Annotated in this window: 18 protein-coding genes; 16 read left to right on the top strand and 2 right to left on the bottom strand. The window is 51.7% G+C overall.

Going from position 1 to position 23,370, the window contains the following annotated elements:
- Nucleotides 1-8 precede the first annotated feature (8 nt).
- From PBOR_RS10970 to PBOR_RS11045, 16 genes are all read left to right on the top strand, one after another.
- The gene (locus tag PBOR_RS10970; RefSeq protein ID WP_042211703.1) at nucleotides 9-680 is read left to right on the top strand and encodes a hypothetical protein; all 672 of its coding nucleotides are present in this window, start codon (nucleotides 9-11) and stop codon (nucleotides 678-680) included.
- 178 nt (nucleotides 681-858) lie between these two features.
- Nucleotides 859-2,658 (top strand): sensor histidine kinase, encoded by a 1,800-nt coding sequence (locus PBOR_RS10975; protein WP_042211704.1) that lies wholly within the window; start codon nucleotides 859-861, stop codon nucleotides 2,656-2,658.
- On the top strand, nucleotides 2,658-3,980 hold the full coding sequence (locus PBOR_RS10980) for an ABC transporter substrate-binding protein (RefSeq protein WP_081971995.1): 1,323 nt from the start codon (nucleotides 2,658-2,660) through the stop codon (nucleotides 3,978-3,980). The genes PBOR_RS10975 and PBOR_RS10980 overlap by 1 nt, the downstream gene beginning before the upstream one ends.
- 537 nt (nucleotides 3,981-4,517) lie before the next feature.
- Nucleotides 4,518-6,506, top strand: coding sequence for a Na+/H+ antiporter (locus PBOR_RS10985; RefSeq protein WP_042211705.1), 1,989 nt, complete (start codon nucleotides 4,518-4,520; stop codon nucleotides 6,504-6,506).
- Between the two features lie 55 nt (nucleotides 6,507-6,561).
- Nucleotides 6,562-7,134: a CueP family metal-binding protein gene (locus PBOR_RS10990; protein WP_042211706.1), complete on the top strand. Its 573-nt coding sequence runs from the start codon at nucleotides 6,562-6,564 to the stop codon at nucleotides 7,132-7,134.
- A gap of 509 nt (nucleotides 7,135-7,643) precedes the next feature.
- A complete protein-coding gene (locus tag PBOR_RS10995; RefSeq protein WP_042211707.1) occupies nucleotides 7,644-9,446 on the top strand; it encodes a sensor histidine kinase in 1,803 nt (600 codons plus the stop codon).
- Nucleotides 9,439-11,082: a response regulator gene (locus PBOR_RS11000; RefSeq protein WP_042211708.1), complete on the top strand. Its 1,644-nt coding sequence runs from the start codon at nucleotides 9,439-9,441 to the stop codon at nucleotides 11,080-11,082. The genes PBOR_RS10995 and PBOR_RS11000 overlap by 8 nt, the downstream gene beginning before the upstream one ends.
- Nucleotides 11,083-11,418: 336 nt before the next feature.
- The gene (locus PBOR_RS11005; protein WP_042211709.1) at nucleotides 11,419-12,333 is read left to right on the top strand and encodes an ABC transporter permease; all 915 of its coding nucleotides are present in this window, start codon (nucleotides 11,419-11,421) and stop codon (nucleotides 12,331-12,333) included.
- A 14-nt stretch (nucleotides 12,334-12,347) separates the two neighbouring features.
- On the top strand, nucleotides 12,348-13,226 hold the full coding sequence (locus PBOR_RS11010; protein WP_042211710.1) for a carbohydrate ABC transporter permease: 879 nt from the start codon (nucleotides 12,348-12,350) through the stop codon (nucleotides 13,224-13,226).
- 64 nt (nucleotides 13,227-13,290) lie between these two features.
- Nucleotides 13,291-15,012, top strand: coding sequence for a type 2 periplasmic-binding domain-containing protein (locus PBOR_RS11015; RefSeq protein WP_042211711.1), 1,722 nt, complete (start codon nucleotides 13,291-13,293; stop codon nucleotides 15,010-15,012).
- Nucleotides 15,013-15,194: 182 nt separating this feature from the next.
- Entirely contained in the window at nucleotides 15,195-15,473 is a 279-nt protein-coding gene (locus tag PBOR_RS11020) for a hypothetical protein (protein ID WP_042211712.1), read from the top strand.
- Between the two features lie 71 nt (nucleotides 15,474-15,544).
- Nucleotides 15,545-15,979 carry a hypothetical protein gene (locus PBOR_RS11025; protein ID WP_042211713.1) on the top strand — a complete coding sequence of 145 codons (435 nt, stop codon included), beginning with the start codon at nucleotides 15,545-15,547 and terminating at the stop codon, nucleotides 15,977-15,979.
- Between the two features lie 143 nt (nucleotides 15,980-16,122).
- Nucleotides 16,123-16,788, top strand: coding sequence for a PDDEXK family nuclease (locus PBOR_RS11030; protein ID WP_042211714.1), 666 nt, complete (start codon nucleotides 16,123-16,125; stop codon nucleotides 16,786-16,788).
- A gap of 657 nt (nucleotides 16,789-17,445) precedes the next feature.
- Nucleotides 17,446-19,407: a serine hydrolase domain-containing protein gene (locus PBOR_RS11035; RefSeq protein WP_245648129.1), complete on the top strand. Its 1,962-nt coding sequence runs from the start codon at nucleotides 17,446-17,448 to the stop codon at nucleotides 19,405-19,407.
- Between the two features lie 21 nt (nucleotides 19,408-19,428).
- Nucleotides 19,429-20,106, top strand: coding sequence for a response regulator transcription factor (locus PBOR_RS11040; RefSeq protein WP_042211716.1), 678 nt, complete (start codon nucleotides 19,429-19,431; stop codon nucleotides 20,104-20,106).
- Nucleotides 20,103-21,461 carry a sensor histidine kinase gene (locus tag PBOR_RS11045; RefSeq protein WP_042211717.1) on the top strand — a complete coding sequence of 453 codons (1,359 nt, stop codon included), beginning with the start codon at nucleotides 20,103-20,105 and terminating at the stop codon, nucleotides 21,459-21,461. The genes PBOR_RS11040 and PBOR_RS11045 overlap by 4 nt, the downstream gene beginning before the upstream one ends.
- Before the next feature lie 277 nt (nucleotides 21,462-21,738).
- Here PBOR_RS11045 and PBOR_RS11050 read toward each other — a convergent pair whose 3' ends face one another.
- The gene (locus PBOR_RS11050; protein WP_042211718.1) at nucleotides 21,739-22,869 is read right to left on the bottom strand and encodes a YheC/YheD family endospore coat-associated protein; all 1,131 of its coding nucleotides are present in this window, start codon (nucleotides 22,867-22,869) and stop codon (nucleotides 21,739-21,741) included.
- Nucleotides 22,851-23,369 carry a GNAT family N-acetyltransferase gene (locus tag PBOR_RS11055; protein WP_042211719.1) on the bottom strand — a complete coding sequence of 173 codons (519 nt, stop codon included), beginning with the start codon at nucleotides 23,367-23,369 and terminating at the stop codon, nucleotides 22,851-22,853. The genes PBOR_RS11050 and PBOR_RS11055 overlap by 19 nt, the downstream gene beginning before the upstream one ends.
- Nucleotide 23,370: the final 1 nt, after the last annotated feature.

A 23,370-nucleotide genomic window follows, 5' to 3' on the forward strand; every position in this document is an offset into this window, starting at 1 on the left:
TGCACAGGATGATGAAGACAGCTGCGCGTACACTGCCAAGCGATGCTGTGCTGGGTTATGCCGAGCTCAAAAGTGATCTGCTGTTCCACAGAATACCGCACAGCAAACGGCGTTATTATGTAGAGCGCCCGCTGGCGATCGGCAGGGAGCAGGCCACTTCATTCAAATCCCGTTATGGCACAGATGTCGGGGCCATCTGCCGGGACCGCGGAATCAGCGTCAATCTCAATGAACGGCAGGGCACCATCGGGCAGATCCGCTTCCGCGCCCAGATTGAGCTGTCAGCCAAGGAGCGCGCCATTACGCTGTATAAATCGTCCATGGAAGAACTGCGGCAGTGTGCCGGTGTGCTGCTTCCCGGCCGTTCCTTCACGCTGAAGGAAATCACAGACATCCATCTCGCGCATGAGCTGTTCCACGATCTGGAGTTCACAGAGCTGGGATACACCAACAAGCGGCTTGACGACATCAGCAGCCTCTCCCTGGGTCCGCTGCGCATCCGGGCCAGCGTGACCAGGACCTCGGAGATCGCCGCGCATGCGTTCAGCCGCTATCTGCTGGATCTGCCCTGCCTGCCTAATCTGCTGGATTATGCCTATATGATTCACAGCGGCACGCTGACTGCTGCTGAATTCTGGAGGCAGACGGAGGTTTGGTCCGGAGAGCTTGAGAACAGCTGAGCGGACTTCTTCAGGCAGCAGCCTTATGCACGTAAGCAGACAGCAACCTTAAGAGGTGTGCTGTCTGCTGTATTTTTGTAGAGGAAGCTATTGCGCCAGCCAGGGAGAACGTCTCTGACTTCGGACTCGAATTATGCTATGTTGGAGTGGGTATCCAGAGTTTGGGGAGGCTGTCCGCATGCCATTCAGAAAAGGTTCAAACCAATCTATATATGTGCCGCTGCGCACCAAGTTTATCGTATTGTTCTGCCTGCTGATTACGATTCCGTTTCTCGTGATCGGCACCATCAGCTATAAGAAATATACTGCCGGTGTGGAGCGCAGTACCGTCGAGCTCTCCAATCAGGTTGTGAGCCAGATTAATATCAATCTGGAGCATTATATTAAGGAACTGGACCGGCTTACACTTACGCCGCTGTACGATGAGGATATGATGCAGATTCTCCGCAAGCACAGCGGCAACGGCTCGGCGAACACCTATTTAACTACAGATGAGACGCTGAAGATGAATCTGTTTATTTCTTCGCTGGCTTTTGACCGGGGTGAGATTGAGAGCATTCTGGTGTTCACCAATGACGGAGGAATCTTCAGTAATCTGGACCAGAGCGTCAGGAAGCGGTGGGACCGCAGCATGGCAGACTGGATGGAGGCGGTTGAACAGGAGGACGGTGGTCTTGCCATCCTTCCGCCGCATACTGCGGCCTATTATACAGAGGCGAAGCAGGGGATTATCTCCGTGGCCCGGGTTATCCGTGAGCCCTATACGAATGACATGCTGGGGATCGTCAAGGTGGATCTGACGGCGCGGGGGTTCGGTTCGATTGTATCCACAGTGCGTTCGAGCGGGAGCGGTCTGCTGCAGATTACCGGCAAGGATCAGGTTATGCTGTACTCAGGGCCAGGGGGGCTTCCCGATTCGGGCGAATCCTATATTACTGCATCTGCCTGCTCTTCTTATACGGGACTGAAGGTCACCTCGCTGATTCCCCGTACGCAGCTCCGGGAGGACGCACGTGAACTAACGAATTCTACCTTGATTGTCTCCATCGTAGCCCTGATGGCTGCTTATGCGGCGGCAATTTTGCTGTCGAACCGCCTGATTAAGCCGATTGCCCATCTGCAGTCGAAGATGAGGCAGGTGAAGCGGGGGCTGTTCCTGGAGCGGGCGACGGTCACTACGAGCGATGAAATCGGGCAGCTGACCGAAGGCTTCAATACGATGATCGGCGAGATCGACCGTCTGGTCAAAGAGGTCTATGAGACCCGGCTGAAGGAACGGGAAGCCGAACTGCTTGCGCTGCAGAGCCAGATCCATCCGCATTTTCTGTACAATACACTGGAAATGGTGAACATGCTGGCCCTTCAGGGCAATACCCGGGAACTTTCGGGTGTGGTGACCAGTCTCGGGAAGCTGCTGCGCTACACGGTAGGCCATCAGGAGCAGATGGTGTACGTTCTGGATGAGGTGAAATTCGTAGAAGCATATCTGCGGATCCAGGGCATGCGCCATGGAGACAAGCTGCAGGCTATGATCCATATTGACTCTTCTTTTGATTACTGCGTGGTGCCGAAGCTGATTCTGCAGCCGCTGATTGAGAATGTTATTGAGCATGCCATGGGCCAGGACAAGCTGCAGCTTGTCCTAACGGCTTCGGTAGAAGAGGAAGACTTGGTGCTGTCCGTCAAGGATGATGGTCTTGGCATAACCGGTGAACGGATGCAGGAGCTTGAAGAACAGCTGTTTCAGAATAAATCCCGGCCCCGTCCAGAGACGGAGCAGGGCGGCTTCGGCCGGATTCAGAAGGGTTTTGCGCTGCGCAATGTCCATCAGCGGCTCCGGCTGCTCTATGGAGAGCCTTACGGCTTAACTCTTGATAATACGGCAGATCGCGGGGTAACGGTCTCGCTGCGGCTGCCGATGAACTGGGAAGCGATGAACAATGCCGGACCCGCCGGGGACAGGCAGGAGGAGGCGTAATGATGTGGACAAGGCTGCTAAGCCTTATGATTGCGGTGCTGCTGGCCGCCGGCTGCTCCTCAGGGGCAGGAAGAGGGGCGACTGACGGGATAGCCGGGGACGGAGAAGAAGCAGGAGGAAGTGAGACGGCGGCTGTGCAGGAGCCTGTGAAGCTGAAGTTCAGCATCTGGGGCAACGATGCGCAGAAGGCAATGGTTGAGGGCCTGGTGGATGAATATGAACAGCTCCATCCCGGGATTGAGGTAGAGATCATGACGATTCCGTTTGCCGATTATCAGCAGAAGCTGTCGATCATGCTGGCCTCCCGTACCGCGCCGGATGCCGGGTGGCTGGCGGAGCGGATGATTCCCCAGCTGCTGGAATCCGGCCAGCTGGTGGACATTGCGGCAGAGGTCAAAGAAGACCCCGGATATAACTACGCGGATATTTATCCGTCAACGCTTGATATATTCAAGCGGGAGGACAGATTGTTCGGAATCCCCTTCTCCACGCCTCCGGTGCTGATCTATTACAATAAGGACCTGTTCCTTGAGAAAGGTCTGAAGACGCCAACGGAGCTGTATAAGGAAGGAAAATGGAACTACGAGGAATTTCTTAAGGCCGCACGCAGCATCACTGATCCGCAGCGCGGCATCTATGGCGTCAAGCTGGTCCGCGACTGGAACAACTGGTCGGATGCGCTGCTGCCGCTGTTCTGGTCGCATGGCGCGGAGCTGTTTGACAGCAGCGCCGAGGTTTTTGCACTGAATTCCCCGGAAGGGAAAGAGGCGCTGCAGCTCTACAGTGATATGATGTTCAAGGACAAAGTCCATCCGCTTCCGGGCGATGAGCTGACCTTCGACAGCGGCCGGATCGGGATGTATACGGACCGATACAGCTATACCTCGAAGGCCCGCGCGGTTACCGATTTTGATTGGGATATCGCTCCCATGCCGGCAGGTGTGAAGGGTACAGGAACTTCACTCGGCTATGCGGGAGTCTCTGTATTTGAGACCAGGCATCCGGCGGAAGCTGCGGAATTCCTGAAATTCATCACCAGCGCAGAAGCCATGAGCGTTACCGCGCAATATTTCGTCCCGTCCCGGAAATCCGTGCTTGAATCGGATGTATTCCTGAGAGCGGCTTCCAAGCCTTCGCCGGAGAGCATCCAACTGGCCGTACTCGACCAGATCGCCGATGCCCGGATTGCGCCGGGCCATAAGAACTGGCAGCAGATTGATACGAAGATCCAGATGCTGCTGGACAGTCTCTACACGCAAAGCTCCACTGTGGACGGGCTGCTCGGACAAATGGAGCTTGAAGTTAACCCGCTTATGAAATAAGCCGGGGAATTCGTACACTTTAAAGACCGCCTATGCCACCGCTATTTATGCGGGGAGAAGGGCGGTTTTTTGCATATTATGGTGTACCGCTGAAATAAAATCCTGCTCGAAATACAACAATTCTCCCGTTAAATCGGCTATTATCCAAAATTGTTGTATGAAATACAAGAATTTCTCCTCCACCAAGCCGATATATTAAATATTCCTGTATTTCATACAACAATCCTTCCGGGCACCCGGTTTATTCAGGAGTAAAGCTGCATTACATGCAACAATTTGTAGCTGTCCGCACACTGTGAGCTGAGCTTTTGGCAGCCCGCTTTACTGCCGGAGGGACTTCTGAGGAACAGCGTAGTGCGTAATCGCAACCCCAGAACCCCTAATTTACAACAATCCGGCTTGTGAACTAAGCTGCCTGACTTGCATGCCCGGAACGCACGGGGCGGATATTTGCTCGAAGATCGTTTATACTGAGTTTACATAGGAATTTTATTTTTATAGCAGCGCTAGAGAGTGCAGACATGGAGGTTTGATCGCTTGGAATTATTTGAGTATATTTTGCTGATGCTGGCAGCGGTCTCGTTGTCCAATCTGGTGAACCGGTTTATCCCCTCGGTTTCCGTGCCCATCATTCAGATTGTGCTGGGGATGGCTTTGACCTGGCTGCCTGTGCATTTTGAACTGACATTGAACCCGGAGCTGTTTCTGCTGCTCTTCATTGCTCCCTTATTGTTCAACGACGGCAGGCTTGCGGATAAAGTGGCATTATGGAAGCTGAAGAAGCCCATATTGCTGCTTGCGCTGGGCCTGGTCTTCCTGACGGTAGCTGTCCTGGGTTACTTCCTGCATTGGCTGCTGCCCATTCTACCTTTAGCTGCGGCGTTTGCCCTGGCGGCGGCACTTGCCCCTACGGATGCCATCGCTGTAGGCGCGTTGGAGCAGAAGGTCAAAATCCCGCATCAGACGATGCAAATTCTCGAAGGGGAATCCTTGATCAACGACGCTTCGGGTCTGGTCTCGTTTCAGTTTGCCGTGGCCGCCATGGTCACCGGGGCATTCTCCCTCAGAACAGCCAGCCTGAGCTTCATTACCATTTCAATCGGCGGTGTCGTGCTGGGGCTGCTGCTCACGCTGATTAAATACGGGATAGTCAGATGGCTGCGCAGACTCGGGATGGAGAACGTTACGTTACATATGCTGATTGAGATTCTGACGCCCTTTGCAATTTTTATGGCGGCAGAGGAGCTGGGAGTCAATGGAATCCTGGCCGTCGTCAGCGCAGGTATTGCCCATTCCTTCGGCTATAAGCAGATGAATCCCGAGGTGGCTAAGCTGAGCATCGTGTCCAAAAGCACCTGGTCCGTCATTATCTTCGTCTTGAACGGCCTGGTCTTCCTGCTGCTCGGCACACAGCTGCCGGAGATTATACGGACGGTCTGGAACAATCCGCATATCGGAAATTTCCAGGTAATCATGTATACGTTACTACTAACAGCGGCCGTTCTTGGCCTGCGCCTGATCTGGATGCTGATTATGGATATTCCCGAAGGGGAGGAGCCGCGGGGACACTGGAAGCTGGAGTTCAAGAAAGCCCTCATTCTCACTCTGTCGGGAGTCCGGGGAACAATCACACTCGCGAGTACGATGTCACTGCCGTTCTTTCTGGATGACGGTACCCGGTTTCCGGCCAGGGATCTGATTATTTTTCTTGCGGCGGGTGTGATTAGTTGGACCCTGCTGGCGTCCAACTATCTGCTGCCGCTGTTGCTTGGCAAAGAAAATGAAGCCGAGCATAATGCCGAAGAGATAGAGGCCAAAATTGAAATTCTGCGTAACGTAGTCGCCGGTCTAAACGATCAGGCTACGGATGATTCCAGAATGGCCCTGAGCCACTTGATCAGCACCTACACCTCCAGAATCCGCATGCTGAAGAAGAATGAAGCTGCAGAGGAAATGGAGCGGATACTTGGTGTTACTTCGCTCAAGTGGCAAAGAGAGTACACCCTGACTGTGATGAAGCAGCGGCAGGTGAACCCTTACACGGCCTACCGTTATCTTAATCGGCTGAACAAGCAGCTGTTTATGCACACCCGTGATCCGGAGTACAGGAATGAACTGGTTCCAATCAGAAGCTGGGAAGAGTTTGTAGGTGTGATTCAGCAGGTGCGTCTGAGCAGGCAGGAACGGCGTGAGGAATGGAACCGGCTGCAGTCCGCCAATTTTGCATACGTCTTGGAGAAGCTGAGAGAGCTGCAAAGTAAGGGGGACACCGAACCCGAAGCGGTCAGTGCCATGATTATGCGCTATGAACGGGGGCAAAGGAGATTGACCCGTACGGAGTCACTCTCCTCCACCAAACGGGAGTTTGAAGAGGCTCTGCAGGAGCTGTCCAGAGCAGGGATTCAGCTGGAGCGTGACAACATTCAGCTGATGTTCGAGAGCGGACGTATTTCCAGAGCTAGCATGAAGGAAATGAAACGTGATATCCTGTTTATGGAGCATGAATTGAGGGAAGAAATGGGCTAATAAATCCCATTTTGTATTAAGGCTGAAATTCCACAAGGAGATGAACATATAGAGTATGCGAAAACAAATCGTGGCGGGCACATGTGCAGTGGTTGCGGCAATCGGAATCTTTATTTATGCCGGAAGCGGGGAACGGGATACGGCGGACGTCGAAGGGGCGCAGGGAAGCAGCCAGCCGGTCAGTCAGGCGGCCGCTCAGGACATTAAGCAAATGGTGTCTGATTACAGCTCGCGCGCGCTGACATCCCAATCCGCCTCCATCACCTCCACCCAGCTCATCGTGGACAGCGGCGGACCAAATGAAGTCACCTATGCTTTGCCGGAGAACGAATTCTTCCTGTCAGTTGCCCCGTATGTGCAGAAGACGCATCCGTGTGCTACACACAGCCTGACCGGTTGCCAGGGGGAAATGGCGGGTCAGGAATTCGACGTATACATTGAAGATGCCGAAGGCAAGGAAGTGATGAAGCAGACCTTGAAGTCTCAGCCTAACGGGTTCATCGACCTTTGGCTCCCGCGCGACCAGAAGCTTCAGATCACCGTCACGCATGACGGGAAACAAGCCAAGACCGAAGTATCCACCTTTGAGAGCGATGACACCTGTCTTACGACGATGCAATTAAGTTAATTGAGTACTATTAGGGTTGCGGCATAAGCCGTCTTCCGGGTACCGCTATTCAGCGGCAGGGAGGCGGTTGTTTGCTTTGATCATTTACTTTTTTCACCATGCGAATCACTGGCCTCCGGCTTAGTAACACAACGCAGGAACCCCCTCATCTTAACCCAGAGGTGCTTTTTAAAAATCCTGCACAAACTACAACATTTTCCTCGTGAGATTGGCCGGAATCGAAAATTGTTGTACTTTTTGCAGCATTTCCACGTCTCCCAGCCATTTCAAGGGACAATTATTGTATTTCGTACAACAATCCGTTCAAACACCCAGGTAACTGGCAACCAGAGTTGTATTCCGTACAACAATTATGCCTAATCACCATAGCGGGCCACGCTCAAAGAACGCCCTCTGCCAATCAGCAGCGTAGGTCTACCCCGCTCTTGAACATAAAACCTAATTTACTATTCCAGAACCCGGTGTTACGATGGGGTGGAGTTGAGGCATATAGGGGGCTAACAGGTTTCATGAAGCGGATCACCCGGGTTTTTCACAATTGGAGTGTGACCTCGAAGTTTGTGGGAGTCTTTGTTCTGATTCTGACGGTCTCGTCCATCATCACAGGGGTCATCATTTATCTGCAGGCGTACAATTCAGCTATTTCCCAGGCGCGGAGCGTGATGGAACAGAATCTGCTGCAGACCAAGACCACGATCGATGAAAAGGTGGACATGATTGAGAACATTTCGGAGATCATCGCTTTTGATTCGAGGATTCAGACGCTGCTGGACAGCGCTTTTATTAATGAGAGCTTTCAGCTTCAGGACTACCGTTACAACGTTGCCCCGATTGTAGACAACATTATGCGGCAGAATACGTACATCCATTCGATTCATGTCTATATGAATAATCCGACAATTCCGGAGATCTTCGAGCTGTATGATGGCTTTTACAGCATGAACCGTATTCGCGGGGATGGGGAGTATGAAAGGTTTATGAAGGATTCCCAGAACTCTACGGACTGGCGGGGGCTGCATTTAGAGAAGCTGCTGACAACGAGGCCTGACGTGGAAGCCAAAGCCGATGTCTTCTCGTATAACCGGAAGATACTCTCCGGACGCAATAATGAGGTTAACGGGCTGGTCGAAATAGAGGTGACACAAAGTGTGCTGTTCCAGCCGCTGGAGGATGCCAACCCGGAGGTTGGAAGCGTTCTCGTCCTCGACAATAATAATAAGGTTGCTTCCAATAACAACAATAGGCTGACCGATGAGATGGTTAAGCAGCTGACTGGGGTGATGCCCGGGGATAACAGCAGTCTGAATATGCTGGCAACGGTAGGCGGGGTCAGGTCCATAGTGATTGCGGTACCGCTTACAGGCCCCGATCAGCGTCTTGTGGGTGTTTTTCCGGTCAGCAACTTCGTGGATAAAGTGAACCAGTCGATTCGGACCAGCTTCATGGTGCTGATTGCCGCACTCATTATACTGAGCCTGCTGGTGTATTATCTGACGGTGAAGCTGCTGTCACGCATGAAGGTGCTGCTGAAGGCGATGAAGCAGGTGCGGGAAGGCTCCATTGACGTATCGGTTCCCGTAGTCTGGAATGATGAGTTCACCCAGATGGCACTTAGCTTCAACCATATGACTGCCCGGATCCATGATCTGGTCGAGACCGTGTACAAATCCGAGCTGCTGGAAAAAGATGCCGAGCTCAAAGCGCTGGAGTCCCAGATCAATCCGCATTTCCTGTACAATACGCTTGCGACGATTTCCTGGGTGGCCCGCAAGGCAAAGGCGCCGGATATCGTGAAGCTGTCGGATTCCATGGCCAAATTCTACCGGCTGGTACTGAACAAAGGGAATTCGGAGACCCTGGTGGCGAATGAGCTTGATATGGTGGGGGCCTATCTGGCGATTCAGAAGTTCAGGTTCGAGGACCGGTTTGATGCGGTTTTTGAAGTGGAGGAGGGGGTCAGAAACTGTTATACGCTGAAGAATATTTTGCAGCCGTTGGTGGAGAATGCACTGATTCACGGGATAGAACCTAAGCGTTCACACGGCACCATCATCATCAAAGCAGCACTGGAAGGCGGTCTGGTGGTCATCCGTATCATCGACGATGGTGTAGGCATGCCGCGGGATATGATCCAGGCTGTCATTGAAGGCAAGGTTCTCAATACACGGGGTAGCGGATTTGCGATTGCCAATATAACCAAACGCCTTCGGGCCTTTTATGGGGAATCCCAGCATATTGAACTTTACAGCAGACAGGGGATTGGAACGGTTATTACCTTGTCTTTTGCAGCCAGGGGGATGAACAATGTTTAGAATGCTTATCGTCGAAGATGAACGCTGGGAGAGGGAAGGGCTGGTAGAGTTCCTGGATTGGGAGTCCATGGGCATCTCTGTAGTAGAGACGGCTGCGGATGGCATCGAGGGACTGGACAAGGCGCTGGAGCTGAAGCCGGATATCATCATAACGGATATACAAATGCCCGGCAGGAACGGTATCGAGATGGCCAAGCTTGTTATGGAGCAGCTTCCCGGGGTGCGGATTGTTGTGCTGACCGGGTATGATGATTTCGGATTTGCCCGTGAAGCCTTGCGGTTTGGGGCCGTGGATTATGTGCTCAAGCCGGTGGCGGAAGAAGAGATGCTCGGCACCATGCTCAAGGTCGTTCAAGGCTGCGAGGATCAGCTGCTGAAGCGGAGGGAAGAGGAACTTATCCGGCTGGAAAAAGATGCGGTGCATCACCTCTCGCTGCGCCAGCAGGTGATGGATCTGCTGCTGGGCCGGGGCGGCGGGGAGACGCAGCAGCAGACGATTAATGAACTCCGGGACAATGGCTATCTGGAGGCAGACGCCTTCTCCGTGTGGCTGTGTTCCGGGCCGGGCTTGCTGCCGAAGCCCGATACAATGGAGATGGAGCAGATCGCCCGTAGTGTTCTTGGACGGCAGGTGCTAGTGCATTCGGCCGCAGCAGGGGCCGGGAAGGGAATTCATGCGGCCTTCGTTCTGCTCATCGCGCTGCAGCAGGATGAGGTCAGTATGCAGGCACAGCTTGCTGAGCAGCTGCTGCAGGCTCTTCATCTGCGGCCTGCGAGCGCAGATGATATGGCCCGGGAACAGATTGATCCACCCGGCCGGATCATCAGCATTGGCTCCCCCCGGGAGGATATCGCATTCATTAGTGAATCCTACCGGGAATCGCAAAGTGCCTTTAACTTTGCGGTATTTAACGGTCTTGGCGGAGTTGTTGCAGCAGACGGGGAACAGGCCGCGAGAAAGCAATTCACTAAGGACTCCGAGGTGTTCACCCAGCAGTTCCGGGAGCTGGCCAAGCGCCTGCGGCATGATCTCGGGAGCGGCGGCGCAACCGGACCGGTCATGGACGAGCTGTTCACCTTGCTTGCCGCTCATCCCGGAGCTGGAAGATCCTATATTGCCTCCTTGCTCGGCGGTGTGATCGAGAGCTGTTCCTCGCTTGCGATGCCCGCTGCCCAGGCTACTACAGCTGTAGCCACCAATCATATGGAGGCGCTGCTGGCCGGCAGCCGTCTCCCGGACATGAGAGCCTATACCGCAGGCGTTATCGGTGAAATGGCCCGGCTGCTGGAAGAGAAGCGGAACCGCAAGGATGACTATCTGATTAACCGGGTAATTGACCTGATTGAGCAGCAGTACGGGAACCAGGATCTGAGCCTGGCTTATTTAGCCGGTGAGGTGTTTGTTTCGCCTAACCATCTGGGGATGGTCTTCAAGAAGAAGACAGGCAAGACACCGAGTGAATACATCCAGGAGTACAGACTCGCACGTGCGGAGGAGATGCTGCGCACAACCAAGCAGCGCATAGCTGTGGTGGCTGAGCAGATCGGCATTCCGAATCCATCGTATTTCGGGCTGCTGTATAAGCAGGTCTATGGAATGACTCCTGGAGAATACAGGGAATTCGTGCAGCGTTAAGGGTCAGGGCGTTCCCGCACGATAATAAGTCAGCCTCAAGCGCAGATGATGCGTTTGGGGCTTTTTTAGTCGGTCCTAATCGAAGATTGTTGTACAAAAGGTAACATTTCTATTCCTCCAAGCCGCTTAGAAGTGAAATTCCTGTATTCTGTACAACCTTCAACCACCGGGGAGCGAACTATGGCCTTTGTTAAGATAGCGCTTACAAACATCGTGGAATTCTGATACCCGCGTTCATTTTTGATATATAACCCAGGCAGACGGCATTTTATAATTAACCCATAGGAAGATAGGAGAAGTCGAATACAATCGAAAGCAGAAGAAAGGATGTAGCTTATGAGCAGTTTGCCCTCCAAGCGGTTCTGGCAGCAGCGGTATCTGATGTTGCTGACACTGCCGGCAGTACTATGGATGATCATTTTTAACTATATCCCGATGTACGGTGTAATCATTTCCTTCAAGGAATATACACCTTTTCAGGGGTTTCTCCACAGTCCCTGGACGGGGCTGGCGAATTTCCGGGAATTATTCAATGATCCGACGTTTACAGACTCACTGGTTAACACGTTCAAGATCAGTATCGCCAAGCTGGTATTCGGTTTCCCTGCACCAATCATTCTCTCGATCCTGCTGAACGAGGTCGTGTTCAAACGGTTCAAGCGGATTGTGCAATCGCTGACGTATTTGCCGTATTTCGTATCCTGGGTGCTGGTAGTCGGCTTAATGTACACCCTGCTGGATCCGGAGACTGGCGTAATCAGCAAAATGCTGGTCAGCACCGGGATAATTGGAAGCGATACCATGATGATGGGCAGTCCCCATACGTTCCTGACCCTGGTTGTATTCACGGAGATCTGGAAGAATATCGGCTGGAACTCCATCATTTATCTGGCGGCGATTGCGGGAATTGATCCCCAGCTGTATGAAGCGGCTATTGTGGACGGAGCGGGCCGGTTCCGGCGGATCTGGCATATTACATTGCCTTCCCTGAAGCCGACGATCATTATCCTGCTGATTCTCTCGGTGGGCGGGCTCATTAATTCGAACTTTGACCAGATGTATCTGATGCAGAATTCGATGACCCAGGATGCAGCCAATGTGCTGTCTGTGTATTCGTACAAAACAGGCCTCGTTATAGGCAGATTCTCCTACGGTACGGCGATTGGCCTGTTCCAATCCATCGTTGCCTTCGTGCTGATGTATATCGCCAATTATTCTTCACGCAAAATAACCAAAGAGAGCTTGTTCTAGGAGGGGGGGACATCATGTTAACGTATACGAAAAGGTGGCCGGAACGAACCTTCGACATCCTGAATGTTGTGGTGCTGCTGGCGCTCTGTATTATGACCCTGTATCCGTTCTATAATATCGTAATTACTTCTCTTAACGATCCGACGGATGCTGCCCGCGGAGGGATCGCCTTCTGGCCGCGCGTGTTCTCCATGGAGAATTACAAAGTCGTGTTCCAGGATGAGCGCATGAGCCATGCCTTTTTCATCACCATCGCCCGGACGCTTGCCGGAACAGCAACTGCGGTACTCTTTACAGCAGCCTTTGCTTATGGCGTATCCAAGACCGAGCTGATGGGACGCCGGATTTTCCTCATGATGGCTATTGTCACTATGTATTTCAGCGGGGGCATTATTCCATACTATCTGGTTGTAGCCAAGTACCTGCATTTAAAAGGGAGTTTCCTGGTCTATATTATCCCGAATCTGTTCAATGTCTTTAATGCCATCATCATGCTGACCTTCTTCAGGGGCTTGCCCAAGGAAATTGAAGAATCGGCCAAAATTGACGGCGCCAACGATCTGCGGATATTCTGGCAGCTGGTTCTGCCGGTCTCTAAGCCTGTACTTGCGACGATTGCACTCTACAATGCGGTGTTCCACTGGAATGCCTGGTATGATGCCATGTTATTCGGTAATGATAACCTGCTGACCCTCCAGCAGATTCTGATGCAGATCATCAGCTCGAACAGCAATGTCAGCCTGATGGCCAGCAACTTAGGCCTGGGTTCAGTCTCTGCCCAATCGCTTAAGCTGGCTACGATGGTTATTACCACACTGCCTATTGTTTTTACCTACCCCTTCGTACAGAAATATTTCGTACAGGGCGTTATGATTGGTTCCGTCAAAGGTTAGCACACGGCTTTTACGGCTCCGGCCGTTCAAGTATATAAGATTTCAACTTATGGGAGGTCAATGTATGAGAAAGAAAGGCGCACAAGGAATGGCTGCTGCTTTACTCGCCGTCACCCTGCTGGCAGGCTGCAGTTCTAATAATAACGGCAACAATGCAAATGGAGCGGCTGAGGGCAATGCGGCAGCTACTCCGGCAGCGAATGCTTCGGCAGAACCTTCTAATGCAGGAACAGACACCGGAAGCACGGAATCCTGGAAGCAAGATACCTCACCTTTTAAATTCAGCCAATATTTCTACGGGAACTGGGCATCTGCGTATCTGTGGAAGGATCAGTATGCGATGAAGCTGGCTACGGAAAAAACAGGCGTGACGATCGACCGCAAGCTGGCAACGGGGAACGATGACGACTACCTGAATACCATGATCGCTTCAGGGGATCTGCCGGATACCATTATGCTGGACTGGAATAACCCTGCTGTGACGAAGCTGATTAACAACGGCATGGTCTACTCCATGGATGAGCTGATGGACAAATATGCGCCGGAATTCAAAACCATGCTCGACCCGGATATGGTGAAATATCATTCGGTTGACGGAAAGCTCTGGTACCTGCCGAACCTGTTTGAAACCGCTGACAGACTGACCAGCGGCGTGCCGATTACGCCGATCCGTCCATGGTTCTTCCGCGACGATATTTACAAGGCCATTGGCAGTCCTGAACTCAAAACAACAGATGACCTGATGAATGCCCTCAAGCTGGCCAAAGAGAAATACCCGGATGTCAGCCCGGTCGGCGTGGAGAATTTCGATGTAGCCAAGAATGGTTTCGCCGGCAGCTTGTCGATGAACTTCCTGATCAGCTCATTTGCACCGAATCTGCTGGAGGAACGGATCAAGGATGATACACAGATTGTGGAATATCCGATGCGCAATAAGGGCTTCATCGACTCCTTCCGCTACATGAACCAGCTGTACCGCGCCGGTCTGTTTGATTCACAGCTGCTAATCTATAAGCAGGAGCAATATGAAGAAAAGCTGTATGGTGCGCAATATGCAGCAGCTTCCCAGTACATGACTAATATGTATACCCAATATAACCCTAAGATTGAGAGCACCTTGGGCGCTGACCAGAAATATACCATTATCGGCGGACTTCAGGCGAATGGACAGGACCCTAGATATGCCGCTTCCCGTCTGATGGGCTGGCAGGGCTTCTTCATTACTAAGAATGCCAAGAATCCGGAACGCATTATCCGTTTTGCCGAATATGCCTGGTCTGATGAAGGGCAGCTTGATGCCCGCTACGGCAAGGAAGGCGAGACTTATGACATGGTGGACGGCCTGCCGAAATTCAAGCAGGAAATTATGGACTTGAAGCTTAAGGACAACAACGCTTATAACGCCCAGTACGGTTTCGATGATTCGACACTCCTGATGCGGGCAGGCAAGCTATGGGATGATGCATCCGCCCGTGACTTCCAGGAGCAGCAGCCGGAGCAGTTCGCCGGAGCCAAGCTGCTGGAGAAATACAACTTCGACAGCTACTCCCTGGGCATGGACAACATAGAGCCTGACGGATCTTCACCTGAAGGTGTAATCAACGGCAAAGTGAAGGATCTCTGGAATAAAACGATTCCGAAGCTGATCCTGTCTGAAACAGACGCTGATTTCGACAACGCCTACAACGATTTCATCAGCCAGATGAACAAAGTCGGTGCTGAGAAGGCGGAGAAAGTAATGTACCAGCGCCACCTGGAGGATATGAAGAAGAAGGGTGTTCAATAAGAGCGAGCTATTGAGTTAGTGGAGAATGGGCCGTGTTTTTACACGGCTCTTTTTTTGCCGTTCATTGATATACACAAATCAAGGGGAGAATCCGATAACTTGGGGTAAAGGGAATATATTCAATAGATTCCTGATATTATATCTGTCTGATGAGAAACAGTAACCAAGTCAAAGGAGGTAACATGATTATCAGTTTGATTTTCGTTGCTTTGAGCGGATTAATGGGAATGGGTATGTACTTTCTAGTCATCGGCATAGTCTTTTCTACGGGCGGAGGAGAGTTATTTCGGGCAGCAACCGACTATAATCAACTGTCGTTTTATATCGTCCTCTTGTTAGTGTGCCTGGTAATCTGTTTTTTCTTTGCCAAACACTTATTAGAGAAGAACCTGCAGCTCTTGCTCCTGATCTGTTTTAGTACGACAGTGCTCTTTTTCTTCCTTGCGCATTGGCTTACATAATTAGAAATTTCAGAGTTACATTCAAAGAATAATCATTTTGCCTAATACATGTTAAGCAAGGGAGATAAACAATGGAGAAATCCATAAAGCCGGTATTCCAAGTCATTCCATATATGTTAGCAGCAATTGCAATACATCTGATATTGATCTATTTTCTCGGGATAAGAATTGAAGGAGGATGGGGAACAGAGTTAATAATTTTACTGTGTAAAACGTACATTCTGCCCCTCGCCATGTGCTTTATCAACGGGTTATTGTTTATTAGGGCGAAGAGAATCGGGGACCGAATCACCTGGTTCGTATTTACTGTCATCCCAAGCAGCTTACTTCTGTTTCTTTTCGTGGTAATGCAAAGTGATGGAGGCAGTGAGGATGAGCTTGTATTTATTACAATGCCGAAGTATTCGGTTGAAATTATCTATCTGCTTCCAATAGGTGTTGTGATCATACAATTGATTATGTTTATATATTATTTAATTAATGTAAGAGTGTGGAAAAGAAATTAATGTCATCACTACTGAATGAAATGATTGCCGCACTTGTTGTGCAGGCGTATAATTAGCTCAGACGAAGAACGTCCCAAGCTGCTTAATCGGCAGAGGGGCGTTCTTTTTTTGCGTAAATGTGAATGTGAGAGGGAGGAATGGATATGGAGTTTGAAAAAGCACATCACCTGCTATTAGACCAGCATTTATCGGTCAGAACAGGGGAAGGAAGAGGCCGGTTGGCACGGGGGCATCAGTATGCCGAGAAGCTGCTCCTGCAGAATGTGTGGTGGCCGCTGTTTGGCAATCTGGATCATCTGCATCCTGAATATGAGGTGTATGACTGGAACCGCAAGTCGCAATTTCTTGATTTTGCTTTTCTTCCGCCGTATGGGAAATTCGGCCTGGAATGCGATGGGTATCAGAGCCATGTGAAGGATATGGACCGGGAGAGGTTCAGCTATTCGCTAAACCGGGATACTTTTTTGAACGGATTGGGTTGGAGGATTATCCACTTCTCCTTCGACGATGTGCAGAACCGCCCGGAGATCTGCCGTATGCTGCTGCAAATGGTCATCGCTCCTTCAATGATCCGGGTTCCGTCCGGTCAATCCCTCTCCCCGCAGGACAGGGAGATTGTTAAGCTGGCTTGGAGCCTGGATAAGGGGCTACGCCCCAAAGACGTCATGCTGCACTATAATCTGAACTTTCGGACGGCGCGCAAACAGCTGCAGGAGCTTGTCGGTAAAGGGCTGCTCCGCCCGGTGATGCAAAATTCATACATATGTTATTACGAGCCGGTGGAGGGTGTGCCTGATATGTTTCTGTAGCTGTTTATGTAAATGCCTGATGTAAGTGCTGATGAATAGTCCGGGAGAAGGGCTTTGAGCATTTAAGCAAGGTTTGTAAGTTAGACAAACTGCTTGGAATGTACTGTTGTCTCAGCGCATTCGCCTATAGCAGCGAATAGGATTCTTAAGTTGGCGGCTGTGTAGGGGGAAATGTTGTATGAAATACAACCCGGTTACGAGCATACCCGGCTGTTCTGGAGGATTGTTGTACGAAATACAACAATTGTTCCAATAATCGGCTTGGAGGAGGAGAATTGCTGCATTCTGTACAACAATTTTCGATTTAGGCCGATTTATTGAGGAGAATGTTGTATTTTGTGCAGGATTTTGAGTAATAGTGAATGATTTCACTCCATTCACTTCATTCACTCCATTCGCTCCCTCCGCACCATACACACTATGAGGATTCAAGCGGAATCGGGCGGGTTTACACCATAGACATAAGAATTTCATCGGCCTGTTGCCCCCGTATTTGAGTAATGCACCAATTCAAGGATGTGTGTAATAAATCTGCGCATGGACTGTTGATAGTCTTGTTAACGTTCCATTCACAATACTCTGTTAGTCTCTATAAGTGTCAGGCGGATGATCATCCAGCCTCCAATACAATAGATGATGCGGGGGATAATAATGTTAATGCCAATGAAAAAGGGACGGGTCGCCATTCTGGCAATATTAGCTGTGATTGGATTAGGTGCGAGCCTTATATTTCCCGGGAAACATGCCACGGCCGGGACGGCTCAAACCAAGCCGGCGGTATCGGTATCTCCGGTTGAAGCGCCTGCGAATCTTGATGATATCGCGGGTCTGACTGCCTTCGTGGATGGAATCATGGAAGAAGATATGAACCGGCTGCAAATTCCGGGAGCGGTCATCTCCATCGTGAAGGACGGCAAGATCATTCTGACCAAGGGTTATGGCAGTTCCAATCTGGAACAAGCGGCTCCGGTTGATCCTGTAACCAGCATGTTCCGCATCGCTTCAACAACCAAGCTGTTCACCTGGACAGCGGTAATGCAGCTGGTTGAACAGGGCAAGATTGATCTGGATACGGATATTAACACCTACCTGAAATCAGTGAAGATCCCTGCCACTTATCCTGAGCCGATCACGATGCGGCATTTGATGACACATACAGCAGGGTTTGAAGAGGGGGGAGTCGGTTATCAAATCACCACAGACCCTGCCAAATTACCGGGGTCCATCCCGGAGACACTCAATAAGCATATGCTCGCCCGGGTGAGGCCGCCCGGAGAGATGAGTTCTTATTCTAACTATGGAGCTACGCTTGCGGGGATGATTGTGGAGGATGTCAGCGGCCTTCCTTACAATGATTATATTCAAAAGTATATTTTCGATCCGCTGGATATGAACAATTCTACTGTCGTGGAGCCTTTGCCGGATTTATTCATGCCCTACAAAGTTGTGGGGTACACAAGCAAGAACGGCAGCTTTATTCCCGGCACTCCTACGTACGAGGGCGGTTTTCGTCCTGCCGGCTCGGCTACTGTATCTGCAGCAGACATGGCACACTTCATGATCGCCCATCTGCAGAACGGGACATATGGCGACCGGCAGATTCTGAAACCCGGGACCGCTGAACTTATGCATTCAACGGCATACCAATTCGATACACGTCTTCCGGGAGTCGATCTCGGGTTCGCAGAGAAAATGATCAACGGTATAAGGCTGATCTCTCATGGGGGCTCCGACCCGATGTTTAATACGGAATTGTATCTCGCGCCGGCCAAGCAAACAGGAATCTTCTTATCCTACAACGGCGGTCAAGGCAGTGAATCCGCGGCCGGGCTGGTCCAAGCCTTCTTCAACCGGTATTATCCCGCTCCAGAAACGGAGCAGCCTGAGTTCGCCGCCTCTGCGGAATCTGTACAGAAATATGCCGGTACCTATCAATTTACACGCCGGAACTTTAGTGATATCGATAAGTTTTTTAACTTTTTTGCCCAGCTGAAGGTCGCGGTCGTGGATAATAAGCTATCGTTGGGAAGCGGCAGTGAACAACAGCTGTACAGGGAGATCGCGCCGGATCTGTTCCAGCATGAGGGAGGCACTGAACAGATTGGTTTCCGCACGAATGAATCCGGCAAGGTTACACATATGCTTTTGGACATGGTTCCGGATATGCCGCTGGAGCGCACGCCTCTCCTGGATCAGAATAAGTTTTGGCTTATTGTAATTGGGGGCTCGGGGCTGATTTTCATCTCTGCACTGCTTGAACGACTCTTCTCCAGACGCAAGATCAAGGTGATGACACTTCCTGAAAAGCGGGCCATCCGGCTATCTGCGGGAACTGCCGGCTGGGCACTGCTGTCTTTTGCCGCGACATTTGGAGTAATTATGTCTATGGATACGATGCAGAAGCTCAGTGGTATCAGCCCTTTGCTTACTCTAAGTCTGGTTATGCCAGTCATTCTGGTTGGTTTGACTCTAGCGTTGTTAGTTTCGGCTATACTGGTTTGGAAGAAGAAATATTGGACGGCGTTCAAACGAGTACATTACACGCTAGTAGCGCTTTCGGCGGTCGCGATGACTCTGTTTTTCTACTATTGGAATCTGCTGGGCTGGCAGTTCGGATAACGCTTAAGAAAGGAGGATATCATGGCTACTATACTTATCGCGGATGATGATGATAACATCCGGAAGCTGATGTCTCTATTTTTGCGGAAAGAAGGTTTTGACCTCCTAGAAGCCAGGGACGGCACCAGAGCGCTGTCCATGATAGAGAACTCGCAGGTCGATCTCGTCATTCTGGATATTATGATGCCGGGACTGGATGGTTGGGAGCTGTGCCGGGAAATCCGGCGCTCGGATGCCAACCTTCCCCTTCTCATGGTGACGGCCAAAGCGGAATCCGCCCACAAAGTAAAAGGGTTTCAACTCGGTACGGACGATTACCTCACCAAACCTTTTGATCCGCTTGAACTGGTGATGCGGGTAAAAGCGCTGCTCAAACGCTCGCTGGTTGTTTCTTCGCAGTCTGTGCAGCTGGGCAATGTGGTGCTGAACCGCCGCACTTTCCAGGTTACGCGCGGTGGAGCACCGGTCACGATGCCCCTAAAAGAATTTGAGCTTCTGTTCCTGCTGGCCAGTCACCCCTGGCAAATCTTCACCAGAGACCAGCTGATCCTGCAAATCTGGGGTTTGAATTATGAAGGAGACGGCCGGACCGTGGATGTGCATATCAGCCGGTTAAGGGAGAAATTCAGCGGCAACGGCGAGCGGTTTCAAATCGAAACGGCGCGCGGTCTTGGATACCGGCTGATCCCTCAGCCATGATTAAGACACTGTATGTGCGCGTCATTCTCACATTCCTCGGCATCATTATTTTCAGTCTGATCTGTTCCTTTTTGATTGGCTTGTATGTTTTTCAGCAGCAAATCAGCTATAAGGGACAGAGCGAGATGATCGCAGTGGGCAAGGAGATCATTCACCGCTATGATGAAGCCAAGCCTAAAGATACGGACGAGTTCCTGAATAGTATGGTTAAGGTATCGGCACACCCGATCCACCTATACAATCCGTCCGGGGAACATTCATTTTACGGACTCCCGGACAGTCCTTCTGTCACCATCACCTCTGAAGCTGCCCGGCAAGTGCTGCAGGGGAAGATCTACCGTTCTTCTGCGGAGGATAAGGAGATATTCGTCGGAATGCCCTTTATGCTCAGGGGGGAATGGCATGCGATGTTCCTGCAGTATTCTGCCGAGAACGAGAATATCGTCAACCGGATGATGCTCTTTGTGCTTTTGCTAGTACTACTGCTGGGGAGCATATGCATTGTAATTGCGGCCAGATATCTGGTGGAGCCGATAAAAGCTTTGACAAATGCCACGAAAAGACTGGCCAAGGGTGATTACGAGGTGGATCTTAAAGTAAACCGTGTGGACGAAATCGGGGATTTGACGCGAAGCTATGTGGAAATGGCCGGGGAACTGAAGCAGCTCGAGCAGATGAGGCAGGATTTCGTCTCGAGCGTCTCCCATGAAATCCAGACTCCGCTTACGTCCATTTCCGGCTTTGCCAAGGCACTGCAGAACCATGATCTTATTGCGGAAGAGGAACGTAAGGACTATCTGGATATCATTATTGCGGAGAGTGGACGTCTGTCGAGGCTAAGTGATAATCTGCTGAAGCTGGCTTCCCTGGATTCCGAGCACCATCCCTTCACAGCTGCCGCCTTCCGTCTTGACGAGCAGATTCGAACCATCGTTGTGACCTGTGAGCCGCAATGGTCAGCCCGAAGCATCGTGATCGATCTGGAGCTGCCGGAAGCAGTCCATATCGAGGGGGATGAAGATCAGCTGAAGCAGGTATGGATGAATCTGCTCAGCAACAGCATTAAGTTCACGCCGGAAGGCGGCAAGATCCGCATCAGTATAGACAGCAGTGCAGCGGAGGTGTCCGTCATCATCAGCGATAACGGCATCGGGATTTCCCCGGAAGATTTCACCGCTATATTCCAAAGATTCTATAAAGTTGACAAGTCGCGCAGCAGAAATAACAACGGGAACGGTCTGGGACTTGCGATCGTCAAAAAAATCGTCTCCCTGCATCAGGGGAGCATTGAGGTGGACGGTGCGGCTGGAGGGGGGACAACGATTACCGTCAGGTTGCCCGTACGCCAGACATGATGAAATCCTTGAATTGCCGGTCCGCTGCCCGGTCTTCCTCCGTAACCAAGCCGCCCCGCAGGATTCTTGGAAAGGGTGCTGTAGTAGAGGCTAAACTAAAAAAGAATGATAGAATATGTTTTTAGCACAGTCTATCATCCTTTTTCGATGGGTTAAGAATTTTTCAACTGATTCCTGTCTTAGGCTGAAGCTTCAGAAATTCGATTCGTTTCCTGCTAAATTATGCAGATAGCTTCTTTCATCAGAAGCAGGCAAGTCATCTGTCTGTACTAAGCATCTATTCCTCCACCGTCTTCGCCGAGCTCGGCGTATTCTTGTTCTTATACACCCACATCGCATACTCCAGCGGGCGGATCAGCGCTTTGCGGTAGGTGGCGCTGTCGCCGGAGCGGGCGAAGACTTCGCGGGCCGGCTTGGGGTTGACCTCCAGCACGTAGATCTTGCCCTCGCGGTCGATCGCGAGGTCGAGCGCCAGCTCGCAGAGTGCGCCGAAGCTGTCTTCGAGGTATGCGGCGGCTTCGAGTCCCAGCTTCTCGGCGGTCCGCATGGCCTTGTCGGCCCGCTCTTCGCTGCCAAGCCACTGCTTCAGCAGGACCTCCGCCTTCATGGCATGCCCGCCGCCATGAAGGTTCGAGGTGACGCTGCGGGCAGCGCCCACCCGGCCGGCCATGCCGGTGAATTCCCAGACGCCCTGGCCATTCTTCTGCACGAGCATACGGTAGTCATGGAACCGTCCGCTCGGCAGACGCAGCGGAATGCCCTGCTGGACGAGGAACCGTCCGCCGAGGCACCACTGGCGCACGATCGACTCCAGGCGGTTCAGCGTCACCTTGCGGGGGGCAATGATCTGGCGGCTCTGACGGCGTCCCTGGATATCGTAGAGATGCTTGCCTTCCCGCTGCCGTTCAATCCGCAGGATGCCGCGTCCGCCGGTGCCGTTAATCGGCTTGACGTAAACAACCGGACTGAACTTCAGCATCCGGTGGAGATCAGCGGAAGACTGATATAGAAGAGTCTCCGGCATATGCTGCCGGAAACGGCTGCGCTGGGAGAAGGTCTGATGCACCGTCCATTTATTACGCAGCGGACGGTTCAGGAAGGTCAGGTGGTCATACCGTGCGCGGAAGCGCAGCAGCTGCTGGAACCGCTGGCTGCGCTGAATCCGGCAGCGGTCATAGATCATGTTCGGGAAGGAGCGCCATTTGCGCGACCATGTTCCGCTTTTAATATCATAGACAAGGGCATTGATCTGTTCTTTGCTTACATGCACATCTGCGGGGGTAAACACAAAGACATCCAGGCCTATCCGGCTGCCTTCAATAATCATCCTCCGGTACACGCTCTTCTCCTCAAGCTGTTTGGCGTCGTTCAGATACAGCGTGAGGATGCCTAAGACGGGCTCTGGCACAGGAGTTCACCTTCTTGTGGGAGAATAGTAGCACCGGCTGCAGTCCGGAGAGACCGCAGCAGCAGCGTGGGCTTGCCCGTAGGGCCGTTAACCAGGTCTACGGCGGCAAGCCCGCTGTTGAAGCACATTTTCAGACTGGCAGGGTTATCGCAGGCCACATGACATTCAAGCTGCCCAAGACGTTCCAGCTGCGCGGTAAGCAGGGCTGTGCCGGTATGCCTGTTACGGTACAGGGGATGAACGGCAACTACACAGGCCTCCTTGCCGTAGCCGGAGACGAAGCTGACGCCTGCGAGCTGGCGGCCGTTCTGTCCCCGTACAGTGGCAACGAGCAGCGAAACTCCCGGCAGGGCGAGCTGATCCGGTGTCAACCGGGCCAGCTGCCTGCATCCGCGGAGCGTAATCCGCTGCTCCCCATACTCCCTCAGGAACTCAAGCAGTCCCGACAGCCGGGAATTCCACTGTACGGGATTGCTGTCATAGAGTGAGGATATCTGCATG

It is taken from the genome of Paenibacillus borealis (assembly GCF_000758665.1).
In the GTDB taxonomy this organism is placed as follows: domain Bacteria; phylum Bacillota; class Bacilli; order Paenibacillales; family Paenibacillaceae; genus Paenibacillus_AQ; species Paenibacillus_AQ borealis.

What these genes read in the sequence shown, in the direction of transcription:
- PBOR_RS10970 (WP_042211703.1), top strand. Translation starts at nt 9, where the DNA reads ATGATGAAGACAGCTGCGCGTACACTGCCAAGCGATGCTGTGCTGGGT.
- PBOR_RS10975 (WP_042211704.1), top strand. Translation starts at nt 859, where the DNA reads ATGCCATTCAGAAAAGGTTCAAACCAATCTATATATGTGCCGCTGCGC.
- PBOR_RS10980 (WP_081971995.1), top strand. Translation starts at nt 2,658, where the DNA reads ATGATGTGGACAAGGCTGCTAAGCCTTATGATTGCGGTGCTGCTGGCC.
- PBOR_RS10990 (WP_042211706.1), top strand. Translation starts at nt 6,562, where the DNA reads ATGCGAAAACAAATCGTGGCGGGCACATGTGCAGTGGTTGCGGCAATC.
- PBOR_RS10995 (WP_042211707.1), top strand. Translation starts at nt 7,644, where the DNA reads ATGAAGCGGATCACCCGGGTTTTTCACAATTGGAGTGTGACCTCGAAG.
- PBOR_RS11000 (WP_042211708.1), top strand. Translation starts at nt 9,439, where the DNA reads ATGTTTAGAATGCTTATCGTCGAAGATGAACGCTGGGAGAGGGAAGGG.
- PBOR_RS11005 (WP_042211709.1), top strand. Translation starts at nt 11,419, where the DNA reads ATGAGCAGTTTGCCCTCCAAGCGGTTCTGGCAGCAGCGGTATCTGATG.
- PBOR_RS11010 (WP_042211710.1), top strand. Translation starts at nt 12,348, where the DNA reads ATGTTAACGTATACGAAAAGGTGGCCGGAACGAACCTTCGACATCCTG.
- PBOR_RS11015 (WP_042211711.1), top strand. Translation starts at nt 13,291, where the DNA reads ATGAGAAAGAAAGGCGCACAAGGAATGGCTGCTGCTTTACTCGCCGTC.
- PBOR_RS11020 (WP_042211712.1), top strand. Translation starts at nt 15,195, where the DNA reads ATGATTATCAGTTTGATTTTCGTTGCTTTGAGCGGATTAATGGGAATG.
- PBOR_RS11025 (WP_042211713.1), top strand. Translation starts at nt 15,545, where the DNA reads ATGGAGAAATCCATAAAGCCGGTATTCCAAGTCATTCCATATATGTTA.
- PBOR_RS11030 (WP_042211714.1), top strand. Translation starts at nt 16,123, where the DNA reads ATGGAGTTTGAAAAAGCACATCACCTGCTATTAGACCAGCATTTATCG.
- PBOR_RS11035 (WP_245648129.1), top strand. Translation starts at nt 17,446, where the DNA reads ATGCCAATGAAAAAGGGACGGGTCGCCATTCTGGCAATATTAGCTGTG.
- PBOR_RS11040 (WP_042211716.1), top strand. Translation starts at nt 19,429, where the DNA reads ATGGCTACTATACTTATCGCGGATGATGATGATAACATCCGGAAGCTG.
- PBOR_RS11045 (WP_042211717.1), top strand. Translation starts at nt 20,103, where the DNA reads ATGATTAAGACACTGTATGTGCGCGTCATTCTCACATTCCTCGGCATC.
- PBOR_RS11055 (WP_042211719.1), bottom strand. Translation starts at nt 23,369, where the DNA reads ATGCAGATATCCTCACTCTATGACAGCAATCCCGTACAGTGGAATTCC.